Origin of the sequence: Serratia sp. PGPR-27, from assembly GCF_022678525.1 — a bacterium.
GTDB classification, from domain to species: Bacteria; Pseudomonadota; Gammaproteobacteria; order Enterobacterales; family Enterobacteriaceae; genus Serratia; species Serratia nematodiphila.
In genome coordinates this window covers 20,676-32,700 of record NZ_JALBYS010000024.1, presented here as the reverse complement: position 1 = coordinate 32,700, position 12,025 = coordinate 20,676, and the positions used below count along the sequence as shown (strand labels likewise).

12 protein-coding genes are annotated in these 12,025 nt (G+C 58.5%); 6 read left to right on the top strand and 6 right to left on the bottom strand.

The genetic code is table 11. The features are described from left to right. Window positions 1-7 precede the first annotated feature (7 nt). Window positions 8-565, bottom strand: coding sequence for an HTH-type transcriptional regulator PuuR (gene puuR, locus MMS95_RS14560; protein ID WP_004935648.1), 558 nt, complete (start codon window positions 563-565; stop codon window positions 8-10). Between the two features lie 395 nt (window positions 566-960). On the opposite strand from puuR, the gene MMS95_RS14555 reads away from it, so the two are divergent. Beyond that, on the top strand, window positions 961-2,379 hold the full coding sequence (locus MMS95_RS14555; protein ID WP_031300715.1) for a glutamine synthetase family protein: 1,419 nt from the start codon (window positions 961-963) through the stop codon (window positions 2,377-2,379). A 535-nt stretch (window positions 2,380-2,914) separates the two neighbouring features. Beyond that, window positions 2,915-4,282: an APC family permease gene (locus MMS95_RS14550; RefSeq protein WP_004935642.1), complete on the top strand. Its 1,368-nt coding sequence runs from the start codon at window positions 2,915-2,917 to the stop codon at window positions 4,280-4,282. Window positions 4,283-4,353: 71 nt separating this feature from the next. Here MMS95_RS14550 and sbcB read toward each other — a convergent pair whose 3' ends face one another. The 3 genes from sbcB to MMS95_RS14535 all read right to left on the bottom strand — a co-directional run bounded on the left by sbcB (window position 4,354) and on the right by MMS95_RS14535 (window position 6,321). Further along, the gene (sbcB, locus tag MMS95_RS14545) at window positions 4,354-5,781 is read right to left on the bottom strand and encodes an exodeoxyribonuclease I (RefSeq protein WP_049278605.1); all 1,428 of its coding nucleotides are present in this window, start codon (window positions 5,779-5,781) and stop codon (window positions 4,354-4,356) included. A gap of 90 nt (window positions 5,782-5,871) precedes the next feature. After that, the gene (locus tag MMS95_RS14540; RefSeq protein ID WP_004935635.1) at window positions 5,872-6,060 is read right to left on the bottom strand and encodes a DNA polymerase III subunit theta; all 189 of its coding nucleotides are present in this window, start codon (window positions 6,058-6,060) and stop codon (window positions 5,872-5,874) included. A 54-nt stretch (window positions 6,061-6,114) separates the two neighbouring features. Beyond that, on the bottom strand, window positions 6,115-6,321 hold the full coding sequence (locus MMS95_RS14535) for a hypothetical protein (protein ID WP_033632574.1): 207 nt from the start codon (window positions 6,319-6,321) through the stop codon (window positions 6,115-6,117). Window positions 6,322-6,579: 258 nt separating this feature from the next. On the opposite strand from MMS95_RS14535, the gene MMS95_RS14530 reads away from it, so the two are divergent. Beyond that, window positions 6,580-7,689 (top strand): SDR family oxidoreductase, encoded by a 1,110-nt coding sequence (locus MMS95_RS14530; protein ID WP_031300714.1) that lies wholly within the window; start codon window positions 6,580-6,582, stop codon window positions 7,687-7,689. A gap of 36 nt (window positions 7,690-7,725) precedes the next feature. Here the strand turns inward: MMS95_RS14530 and MMS95_RS14525 are convergent, their stop codons facing one another. Continuing rightward, window positions 7,726-8,472 carry a helix-turn-helix transcriptional regulator gene (locus MMS95_RS14525; protein WP_004935623.1) on the bottom strand — a complete coding sequence of 249 codons (747 nt, stop codon included), beginning with the start codon at window positions 8,470-8,472 and terminating at the stop codon, window positions 7,726-7,728. A 176-nt stretch (window positions 8,473-8,648) separates the two neighbouring features. Here MMS95_RS14525 and MMS95_RS14520 point away from each other — a divergent pair, with 176 nt between their 5' ends. From MMS95_RS14520 to tmaR, 3 genes are all read left to right on the top strand, one after another. Then, window positions 8,649-9,416, top strand: coding sequence for an N-acetylmuramoyl-L-alanine amidase (locus MMS95_RS14520; RefSeq protein WP_021505907.1), 768 nt, complete (start codon window positions 8,649-8,651; stop codon window positions 9,414-9,416). Between the two features lie 94 nt (window positions 9,417-9,510). After that, complete coding sequence (locus tag MMS95_RS14515; protein ID WP_033632575.1) at window positions 9,511-10,578, top strand: FUSC family protein; 1,068 nt, start codon at window positions 9,511-9,513, stop codon at window positions 10,576-10,578. Window positions 10,579-10,738: 160 nt separating this feature from the next. Further along, window positions 10,739-11,056: a PTS system regulator TmaR gene (gene tmaR, locus MMS95_RS14510; protein WP_004935612.1), complete on the top strand. Its 318-nt coding sequence runs from the start codon at window positions 10,739-10,741 to the stop codon at window positions 11,054-11,056. Window positions 11,057-11,214: 158 nt separating this feature from the next. On the opposite strand, the gene MMS95_RS14505 is transcribed toward tmaR, so the two are convergent. After that, window positions 11,215-12,003, bottom strand: coding sequence for an ABC transporter substrate-binding protein (locus tag MMS95_RS14505; RefSeq protein WP_131164945.1), 789 nt, complete (start codon window positions 12,001-12,003; stop codon window positions 11,215-11,217). Window positions 12,004-12,025: the final 22 nt, after the last annotated feature.

Genomic DNA, 12,025 nt, shown 5'->3' with positions numbered 1-12,025 from the left:
GAAGCGGTCAGAAGGTGGTAGGGGTGTGTGCGCTGACGATGCGGCAAACGCGAGCCGAGGTATTGCTGAAGCTGTGCGGAATGCCGGTGTTGATGGCGTAACTCTGACCGGCGCTCAGGCAATAGCTCTGGCCGTTGATGGTCAGCACGATCTCGCCTTCCAGCAGGGTGCCGATCTCTTCGCCCTGATGCTTGATCTTTTCGCCGGTGGTGGTGCCGGGCTGGTAGGTTTCCAGCATCATCGCCAGGTTGCGCGTCGGGCTGCCGTTGTGCACCAGCTTCATCGACACCCCCTGGCTGCCGATCTCAATCAGATCCTCGGCGTCGATCACCACGCGCGGCTCGTCGACGGCCTCCGGTTCGGCAAAGAATTCAGACAGCGACAGGCCATACACCTTCAGCAGCTTTTGCAGCGTGCTGATGGCCGGGCTGACCTTGTCCTGTTCGATGGTGCTGATCGCACTGTGGGTTAACCCGGACAGTTCGGCGACCCGGCGCTGCGACAAACCCAATTGCTGACGGATCTGTGACAGGCGTTTGCCCGGTGCCAAGCTGGCTTCGCTCATAGCGGTACTTCCTTCTGGTAGGGGCGACAGGCAGACATGAATATCGTTATCGGGCGCCTGTCTGGGCGATAACGATGCTGCATGATATCGATAGTTAGGGCAGGTTTGGAAAATATATTGCCCATGTTCACTCTCGGTGCGTTGGACGAAATAGTTGACGTAAAAATGGCAGCAAGGCCTTTTCGGTCAATATTTTATCAATTTAGCAGCCGGTGGTGAATAATCAAACAGGATTGTAACATTTGCAAACCCATTCTGTTAATACTATGTTTCATATTGTGGATGTTATTTTGAGCGCCCGGCAGCGGCGCGACCTGGCGAGAAATCCAATCATGTGTTGAATCGAACGGCGGACGGGCGCTAACGCGCCTTAAGAGCATAATGGCGGGTGACGTATGCAAACCAATAGCGCAGCAGTTGAACATTTTGCACAGCATCATGAAGAGAGGCGAAGTAGCGCGTTCCAAAATGAGGTTGCTCATTATTTGGAACGCCATCCCGCCACGCAGTATGTCGATATCCTTCTTACCGATCTCAATGGTTCCTTCCGCGGCAAACGTATACCCGTCTCAGGGTTGAAAAAACTGGAAAAAGGCAGCTACTTCCCCGCGTCGGTGTTCGCCATGGACATCCTCGGTAACGTGGTGGAGGAGACCGGTCTTGGGCAGGAGCTCGGCGAGCCGGATCGCATTTGCCTGCCGGTGCCCGGTTCGCTGACGCCGTCGGCCGCCGATCCGGAGCATATCGGCCAGGTGTTGCTGACCATGCTGGATGAAGATGGCACTCCCTTTGACGTTGAACCCCGTAATGTGCTGAACCGCGTGTGGCAGGCGCTGCGACAGCGCGGCTTGTTCCCGGTGGCAGCGGTAGAGCTGGAGTTCTATCTCATCGACAGGCAGCGCGACGCAGAAGGCGATTTGCAGCCGCCGTGTGCGCCCGGCACTCAGGAGCGCAATACCCAAAGCCAGGTGTACTCCGTCGATAACCTGAACCATTTCGCCGAGGTGCTGAACGATATCGACGCGTTGGCGAAGCTGCAGGGGCTGCCGGCGGACGGCGCGGTGGCGGAGGCGTCGCCGGGGCAGTTCGAGGTCAACCTGCGCCATTCCGACGACATCTTGCTGGCCTGCGACCACGCGCTGGCGCTGAAACGGTTGGTGCGGCTGGTGGCCGAGAACCACGGTATGCACGCCACCTTTATGGCCAAACCCTATGAGGATTACGCCGGCAGCGGCATGCATGTGCATGTCAGCATGCAGGACGGGGCGGGCAACAACCTGTTTGCCGACGGCGAAGGCGAGGATTCACCGTTGCTGAAACAGGCGCTGGCCGGGATGATCACCCTGATGCCGGCGTCGATGGCGCTGCTGGCGCCGAACGTCAATGCCTATCGGCGTTTCCAACCGGGGATGTATGTGCCGATCCAGGCCGCCTGGGGCCACAACAATCGCACCGTGGCGCTGCGCATTCCCTGCGGCGAACCGGAGAATCATCGGGTGGAGTACCGCGTGGCCGGCGCCGACGCCAACCCCTATCTGGTGATGGCGGCGATCCTGGCCGGCATGTTGTACGGGTTGGACAACGCGCTGCCGTTGCCTGAGCCGGTGACCGGCAACGGGCTGGAGCAGGAGGGGCTGCCGCTGCCGATCCGCCAGAGCGATGCGCTGTACGAGTTTGAACATCAGCACGCGTTGACCCACTATCTGGGCGAGCGTTTCACCCAGGTTTATCACGCCTGCAAGACGGACGAATTGCTGCAGTTTGAACGGCGGGTGACGGAAACCGAGATCGACTGGATGTTGAAAAATGCCTGAATGGGCGTATAAAGTAAGAAGTATGTGCGGGCGACCGGCCTGCCGGTAGCGGATTAATTCGCCTGCCGGGCTGGTTTTCCGTTCGATCGACAAAAAGAATTTGTATTTGAGGGCTTCCGGATCTTGTCATCCGGAGGCATTCTGGTGCAAAATATCTCAAATGCAGATAGCCGACGTTTTGAAAGCGTCGGTTATTTTTTTTGCATTAAGTTTTACCAACGTAGCGTTTCATACACCAAGCGAGGCCGGACACCGATCCGGATAGATAAATAGTTTCGTGCACGATCAAACAAAACTTTATGGTCGTGACTCATGAGGATTAGAAAGATGGGGCAATTTTTCACTTTAGCGCCGGTGCCCGCCGGTTTCCGCTGTGGCCGCAGCGACTATGGAGCAGCCGAGGTTACCTCGACCCGTTATCCAGCTTACAATCCCCTTCTTTTAGAATTAAGTCGCTCGTTGCGAAGTTTCCCCGCAACCTTAAGTCTTGGCGTGTCCGCCATCCGCAAGGCTCAAGGTAAGGGGGGGCTGAACAATGTCCGATAACACCCTTAACGCCGCTCCGGCTCAGCGCACTCAGCTGCGTAAAACCCTGACATTAGTTCCGGTAGTGATGATGGGTCTGGCTTATCTGCAGCCAATGACCATCTTCGATACCTTCGGCATCGTATCCGGCCTGACCGATGGTCACGTCGCGACCGCGTACGCCTTCGCTCTGCTGGCGATCCTGTTTACCGCCCTGAGCTACGGCAAGCTGGTGAAGAAGTTCCCTTCCGCCGGTTCCGCCTACACTTACGCCCAGAAAGCCATCAGCCCGCACGTCGGCTTTATGGTGGGCTGGTCATCGCTGCTGGACTACCTGTTCATGCCGATGATCAACATTTTGCTGGCCAAGATTTACCTGGAAGCGATCTTCCCGGGCGTCCCGTCCTGGATCTTCGTGGCGGTGCTGGTCGGGTTGATGACGATTTTCAACCTGCGCGGCATCAAGCTGGTGGCCAACCTGAACTCCATCATCGTGGTGGTGCAGGTGGCGATCATGATCGTGTTCCTGGGTCTGGTGATCAACGGCGTTTACCACGGCGAAGGCGCCGGTACGCTGGTCAGCAGCCGCCCGTTCTGGTCCGATAACGCTCACGTGGTGCCGATGATTACCGGCGCGACCATCCTGTGCTTCTCGTTCCTGGGCTTCGACGGCATCAGCTCGCTGTCCGAAGAAACCAAAGACGCAGAGAAAGTGATCCCGAAAGCCATCTTCCTGACGGCGCTGATCGGCGGCATCATCTTTATCGTGGTGTCTTACTTCGTGCAGCTGTACTTCCCGGACATCTCGCGCTTCAAGGATCCTGACGCGTCGCAGCCTGAAATCATGCTGTACGTGGCGGGCAAGTTCTTCCAGTCGGTGATCCTGGTGTTCTCCTGCGTGACGGTATTGGCGTCAGGCATGGCGGCGCACGCGGGCGTTTCGCGTCTGATGTACGTGATGGGCCGCGACGGCGTGTTCCCGACTCGCTTCTTCGGCTATGTGCATCCGAAGTGGCGTACCCCGGCGCTGAACGTGCTGCTGGTTGGCGCCATCGCGCTGTCCGCGGTGTCGTTTGACCTGGTGACCGCGACCGCGCTGATCAACTTCGGTGCGCTGGTGGCCTTCACCTTCGTCAACCTGTCGGTGATCTCGCAGTTCTATATTCGCGACAAGATGAACCGCACCGTGAAGGACACGTTCAACTACCTGATCCTGCCGGTGATGGGCGCACTGACCGTCGGCGCGCTGTGGATCAACCTGGAAGCCAGCTCGATGACGCTGGGCCTGGTTTGGGCGGCCATCGGTCTGATCTACCTGGCCTTCGTTACCCGCAGCTTCCGTCTGCCGGTGCCGCAAGCGAGTGAAGACGCCGCCTAAGCGCGAGCCGTCTCCTCAGCCACAAAAAAGGCCGCTTTCGCGGCCTTTTCCTTTTCTGCTTGCTGCGGGTTTTATCCCACCAACTCTTTGCCGTAATCGAACAGCGCTTTCAGCAGGGCGGTTTTCTCTTTGTCGCCTTCGTGCAGGTTATACAGCGATTCGAGCTGCAGCAGGTAACTCTGCACGCGCTCCGCGCTCAACGTTTCCTGGCGGTGTTGCAGCCAGCGGCGCTGCTCGGCGTCGTCCAGCGTATTCGGATAGTTGCGCGCGCGGAAGCGGAACAGCAGCTCTTTCATGCGGCCGTCGCTGAAGGCCAGATCCAGCGCCGGCAGGTTCTGCGGCTTGGTCTGCTGGATAATCCTCATCGCCGCCTTGTCGGCGTCGCTGAAGAAACCGTCGTACAAGCGGGCGTCGACGTCCTCGGAACCTTTGAACGGCTCGGCTTCGGCGAACAGCGCCACCACTTTCTCGCGCACTTCCGGGTGCTGTTTCAGCAGCTGCAGATTTTGCAGGCACGCCTGACGATCGATGCCCAGCCGCTCGGCGTTCTCCGGCAGCAGGGTTTTGGCCGGCGCCAGCACCGGGCATTTGTTGATGTGCACCAGCTTGATCGGCACCGGCGCCTGATCCGGCGCCAGATCGTCGCGGCGGGTGTACAGCCTTTCACGCAGCTGCTCAGCGCTCAGCGTCAGCAGCGGCGTCATGTCGCCGGCCAGATCGCACATGATCACCGCGTTCTTGTTGTCCGGGTGCCAGGCCAACGGCGACACCCAGCTGGTGTTGCCGCGCGCCGCGCCGAACATGCCGGAGACGTGCACCAGCGGCGTCATGTCGGCGACGTCGATCAGGGCGTTCAGCTTGTGCTTGTTGCGGTGCTGCAGCAGGAAATCGAACAGCCGCGGCTGCGCTTGCTTGACCAGCTTGGCCATGGCGATAGTGGCGTAAACGTCCGACATCGCATCGTGAGCCTGCGTGTGTTCGACGCCGTTGGCGCGCGTGAGGTGTTCGAGGCGGAAGCTGGGGAAACCGTCTTCGTTTTCCGGCCAGACGATGCCGTCCGGGCGCAGGGCGTAGCAGGCGCGCATCACATCCAGCAAATCCCAACGCGAGTTGCCGTTTTGCCAGCTGTAGGCGTAGGGATCGTAGAAGTTGCGATAGAAGATATTGCGGCTCACTTCGTCATCGAAGCGGATGTTGTTGTAACCGAGAATGCAGGTGCCGGCCACGCTGAAGGCCTGATGGATTTGGCGGGTGAACTCGGCCTCGTTAACGCCTTTGGCGCGCGCCACCTGTGGCGTGATGCCGGTGATCATCACCGCCTCGGGTTCCGGCAGGTAATCGTCGGCCGGGGCGCAGTAGATGACCAGCGGCTCTTCGATAATGTTGAAATCCATATCGGTGCGCACGCCGGCGAACTGCGCCGGGCGGTCCAGCGACGGGCTCTTGCCGAAGGTCTCGTAATCGTGAATATAAAATGTGGCCGTTGCCTTGCTGCTCAAAATCGCGTCTCTTCAGTGGCGGATACAATATGCCTCTATTGTAACGGCGTGGGGAGCGATGCCAAGCGGCGGTTAGCGAAATGCGCGCAATTACGCACGGCGATAGTAATCCAGCCGCTGATGAAAGTAGGGGAGCAGGTGATCGGGGATCTGTTGTTCCGTTTCCGTCTGGGTCGAGGCGATGCCGTAGCGCTCGTTGTAGATCACGCTGATGGCCAGCAAATCGGTTTCTATTTTCTCGCGTTGCGCCTGCGGTAAGCTATCCAGCTTTCGAGCCATCGTTATCTCCCTGTTAATCTTAGGGTATAATAGGATCGTTAGCCGGTCTTGTCCCTACCCATTCCGGGGGGCGGCGGAGGCCTGAACGCTTTGCTGCGGGCAGGGGGGCAGACTGTGGCGGGCGGCGAACTCGCTCTGCGCCTGGTGCGCATTGAGGCGATCTGTTCGATTATACAGCGAACAGGCGCCGCTTATCACTGCCCCCCAAAACAGGGTGCACAGCAGCAAAACCCCCAACCAGATTTTTTGGTTATAGGTCATAAGTCCTCCACGGACGAGAAGAGAAATAACATTGACCGTTAAATTAAATCAGGCACTACATCAATAGTATTTAAACGGCGGAGATTAATCATAGAATCTACGCGGTTCTTTTGTTACTAAACCCATGATGGATGTTTCAAAAGATTCCTTAAGATAATATTAAGAAAAGTGTTTAAGGGCGCCGTAATTCTATTTAATATTTGTTTAAATATCCGCGGATACAATCAACCACATTCAATGCCAATGTGGGTGACAATGATGAAAACGCTACTGTTGACCGGCGCTACCGGCTTTCTTGGTGGTGCGGTTCTCGAAAAATTATTGATTGAAAATCAGTCTGTTAATTATCTTTTACTGGTGCGTGCAGACGATGCGCAGCAAGGGCTGGCCCGTATTCGCGAGAATATGGAAAAGTTTAATATCGATGCGAACCTGCTGTCTAAAATTACGATTGAAAATATATTATTGGGCGACCTTTCCGAGCCGGCCGACTTTTTAACTGACGCTCGTATTAACAATGTTACGCACGTTATTAACTGCGCGGCCGTTGCTTCATTTGGTAATAACCCGCTCATTTGGAAGGTAAACGTAGAAGGCACTCTGGCCTTTGCCGAAAGAATGGCGCAGGTGCCGGGATTAAAACGTTTCCTGCACGTCGGCACCGCCATGTCCTGTTCGCCGGAGCCGGGTTCGCTGGTGGCGGAGAGCGGCGAGTTTGAGGAAGACGCCGAACACCTGGTGGAATATACCCGTTCCAAATCCACCATCGAACAGCTGATGCGCCAGCGCTGCCCGCAAATGCCGTTGACCATCGCTCGTCCGTCGATCGTGGTGGGGCACACCCGCCTGGGCTGCCAGCCTTCCAGCAGCATTTTCTGGGTGTTTGGCATGGCGCTGATGCTGCGCAAGTTCATGTGCTCGCTGCAGGACAATATCGACGTGATCCCGGCGGACTACTGCGCGGATGCGCTGGTGATGCTGATGAACAGCGAAACGCTGGAGAACGACGTTTATCACATCTCCGCCGGTGAGGAGAGCAGCGTCAGCTTTGCCGAAATTGACAATGCCATGGCGGCGGCCCTGGAAAAAGCGCCGGTGGGCGATGAGTATGCGCAGGTGACCTATGACGCGCTGGTGAAAATGCGCCGCCAGCTGAAAGACATTTTCGGTCCGTGCAACGAGCGGCTGATGCTGAAGGCGATGCGCCTGTACGGATCGTTCGCCATGCTCAACGTGCGTTTCAGCAACGAGAAGATCCTCAAGCTGGGCATGCCGAAACCGCCGCGTTTCACCGACTACATCGCCGGCTGCGTGCAGTCGACGCGCGGGCTGTCTATCCAGCAGCAGATGGTGGTGGACTTCAAATAACCGCCGGGCGCAACGGGCGCCCGAGGTTATCGTCCGTTACCAGGACGAAGACGACCAGAAGACGCGGCCGAGCACCACCAGTTGCTCCTTGCGCTGCTGATAGCTGAGATGCTCGTCCTGGTACTCTTCCCGGTTGAGGGAGCGGATGACGACGCCGCCGTCCGGCTGTTCGATCAGCACCTTCACCCGCAGCAAATTGCCGTGGCGGATGGCGTAGGTCTTGCCCTCGCGGATGCGCGTGTCGTCGGTGTTGATGCCGACCACGTCGCCGTCCTGCAGACGCGGTTCCATGCTGGAGCCGGAGATGCGGATAATGCGCGCGGCGTTGACCGCCACCCCCATCTTGTGCAGATAGTAACGGCGGAAGATCAGCGAAAACTCCTCGCGATCGACGATTTCGTAGCAGCCGTCGCCGGCGGAAAAATCGATATCCAGCAGCGGGATCTCCACAAACTCTTCCTTGTCTTGTTCGGTATCTTCCCATACCACCGGTTTCAAACGGGCGGGCTGGAAGTCCGACTCCGCCGCCACGTTGTCAAACGGGCGCACCAGCTGCTTTTCATGAAACACGTCGAACCAGCCCTTGGGCAAATTCAGCCTGGCCTCGATCCGCCTGGCCAGATTGTCGCCAAGATTGCGGGAGGATTTCTCCCCGATGATTTGGCTCAGCGTCGGCGCGGAAGACTCAACCAGCGTGGCGAACTCATTCTGGTTGACACCTTGTCGGGCGTAGCGGGCCATCAATTCGCGCAGATTGTTGCGCCTGATTTCTTTAGTTTCCATCGTGCAATGATCGCACTCTTTAGCAAAAAGGTAAATAACTGTTTTGCTAAAAAACGCTTGCGCATGATTTAGCAATTAGCTAAAACAAAAAGGGTGAGCCAAGGGTTCACCTGTGCGGAGCGGCCTGTCATGATGAGAGGCCGCTCAGTGAAATCAAACGAGAGAGGGACTTTACGATGTACAAGATTGATTACAATAGCTACCGATCGGTCGCCAGCTTCGGCCACCGCGTGCGTTTTCTGGTGCTGCACTACACGGCGCAAAACTTCGCCGACTCGGTGACGTCGTTGACCGGAAAATCGGTCAGCGCGCACTATCTGGTGCCGGATCCGACCGATGCCACCTACCAGGCCGCCGGCTTCAGCGGCGTGCGCATTTTCAACCTGGTGGACGAGAACGAGCGCGCCTGGCATGCCGGCACCAGCCAGTGGGGCACCCGCAGCAATATCAACGACACCTCGATCGGCATCGAGATCGTCAACCTGGCGAGCGGCGACGGTGGAAACATCACCTTCCCGCCGTTCAATCCGCAGCAGATCGAGGCGGTCACCCAGCTGGCGCAGAACATCCTGCAGCGCTATCCGGACATCTCGCCGGTGAACGTGGTGGCGCACTCCGACATCGCGCCGGGCCGCAAGAGCGATCCGGGCCCGCAGTTCCCGTGGCAGCAGCTGTATCAGGCCGGCGTCGGCGCCTGGTATGACGAAGCGACCAAGCAGCAGCGCCAGCAGGAATACTGCAGCCAGGGCCTGCCGGCGCAGGCTGAGCTGCTGAAACTGTTCGCCCAATACGGCTACGACACCTCGGCGGCGAACACCGCAGAAGGCTATCGCCAGCTGGTGCGTGCGTTCCAGCTGCACTTCCGTCCGCAGAAGTATGACGGCGTGATGGATGTGGAGACCGCCGCCGTTCTGCGCGCGTTGGTCGACAAATACGCCGCCTGAGCCTGAAGGTGAATGGGGGACGCCTCATTCGCCTTTTCCTCGCCGGGCTTCCTCCGCTAAAATAGCGGCCTGGCTGGTGTTTATCGGAGGCACTGTGCGCCTCGATCGAAAAATCTCTTCACTTGAACTGCTGACCTATCGCCACTATCGCATCGTTCACGGCGTGCGCATCGGGCTGGCGTTTATCCTGACCTTTCTGCTGATCCGCCTGCTGGCGGTGCCCGAAGGCACCTGGCCGCTGATCACCCTGGTGGTGGTGATGGGGCCGATCTCGTTTTGGGGCAACGTGCTGCAGCGGGCGCTGCAACGCATTGCCGGCACGGTGTTCGGCGCGGCTTCCGGCCTGATCGCCCTGTATCTGGAACTCTATTCGCTGCCGCTGATGCTGGCATGGTGCGGCGTGGTGATGTTCGTCTGCGGTTACCTGACGCTCGGCAAACGGCCGTATATGGCGCTGCTGGTGGGGATCACGCTGGCGGTGGTGTGCGGCGCGGGCGCCGGTGACATGCACACCGCGCTGTGGCGCAGCGGCGACGTGATCTTCGGCTCGCTGCTGGCGCTGCTGTTCACCAGCATCTACCCGCAGCGCGCCTATATTCTGTGGCGCATGCAGATGGCGGACTGCCTGCAAACCGCCGCCCGCCTCTACGGCGCGTATTTTTCGCCGAACGTCATTGAGCGGCCGCGGCTGGAGCCGCAGCTCAAGGATCTGTTGAATCAGGTGGTGAAGTTGCGCAGCCTGATCGTGCCCGCCAGCAAGGAAACCCGCATCCCCAAAGCGGTGTTCGAGGCGGTGCAAACCCTCAGCCGCAATCTGGTATGCACGCTGGAGCTGATGGCCGACGCCTACTGGGCCTCGCGTGAAACGCACTTCATCATGTTGAACGCCCGCACGCTGCGCAGCACCCAGCTGCTGACGCTGAGCTCGCTGGAGTCGTTGGCGGTGCTGATGCGCGAAGGGCCGCAGGCGCAGCGGCAGGCGGCGGCGGGGCAGTTGGCGGAGATCGCCGGCGAGCTGAAAACGCTGATGCAAGAGGTCAGCCTTGGCCAGCACGGCGAAGCGCCGATTTACGGCTATGTCTGGCTCAGCATGGAGCTGGCGCAGCAGTTGGAAGAGCTGGGGGATCTGCTCCAGGTTTGCACCGCCGCCGGGCGCGAATAAGGGGTCAGATCATGAAGGCGGCGCTTTGGGTTTTGGCCGCCGGGGCAAAGTGGATAAGATAAGCCAATCACTGTTGTGCCGGACCGCCACAAACCTGTATCTTGGTGCCATGTGGCCGTAAGCAAATGAATCTGTGTATTACTAAAGCAAGGGTATAAAGATGGATAATGCAAATAAGCCGAGTTTCCAGGACGTGCTGGAGTTTGTGCGTATGTTCCGCCGCAAAAACAAACTGCAACGCGAGATCGTCGACAACGAAAAGAAAATTCGTGATAACCAGAAGCGCGTGCTGCTGCTCGACAACCTGAGTGAGTACATCAAGCCCGGCATGAGCATTGAAGACATTCAGGGCATCATCGCCAACATGCGCAGCGACTACGAAGATCGCGTTGATGACTACATCATCAAAAATGCCGATCTGTCCAAAGAACGCCGCGAGCTGTCCAAAAAGCTGAAGGCGATGGGCGAAGTGAAGTAACCCGCTTTAGCGGGCCGGGCGTCCTGCCTGGCCCGCATCCTTATCCCGCCTGATTTTCCGTTCTTGCCGACATTGCCGTTTCCGTTGGGGCGTTCCCCGGCGGCCGAAGGCGCCTCCCCATCCTGCAGGATCTGCAGGTGACCGCCGGGGAACGCGTGTTACTGCTCCGCACCGTACATGTCGAAATCGAAATACTTGTCGTTGATTTTCTTGTAAGTGCCGTTGGCGCGGATCGCCTGCAGCGCGGCGTTGAAGGCGTTAAGCAGCGCGGTATCCTCTTTGCGCACCCCGATGCCGTCGCCGACGCCGAAGTACTTGCTGTCGCTCAATTCGGCGCCGATAAAGGCGAAGTCTTTGCCGCCGGGCGTTTTGAAGAATTCGCTGGCGCTGACGCTGGCCAGCAGCGACGCATCCAGGCGGCCGTTGGCCAGATCTTCGTTCACCTCCTGCTGGCTTTGGTAAGCCACCACGTTGACGCCGGCCGGCCGCCACAGCGCGTTGGCGTAGGTCTCCTGGCTGGAACCTTGCTGCACGCCGACCGATTTACCCTTCAGCGAGGCGGCGGTAGGCTGCAGATTGCTGCCTTTATGCGCCACCAGCCGCGCCGGGGCGTTGGAGACTTTGCTGGAGAAAGCGATCTGCTGCCGGCGCTGCGGCGTGATGGTCATCGACGAGGCGATGGCGTCGAACTTCTTCGCCTGCAGGCCGGGGATCATGCCGTCCCAGCTGCTTTCCACCCACACGCATTTGGCCTGCATCTGGTCACACAGCGCCTGGGCGATATCGACGCCGAAGCCGGTCAGCTTGCCCTGCTGATTTTTATACTCCAGCGGCGGAAAGGTGGGATCGATGCCCAGCTTGATCACTTTGCCGCTGAATTCACCGCTCAGCGCGGGAAAACTCGCGGCCAGCGGCAGCAGCAACAACAGCCCTTTGATGATTTTCATGTCATTTCCTCTGTGTTGGCGA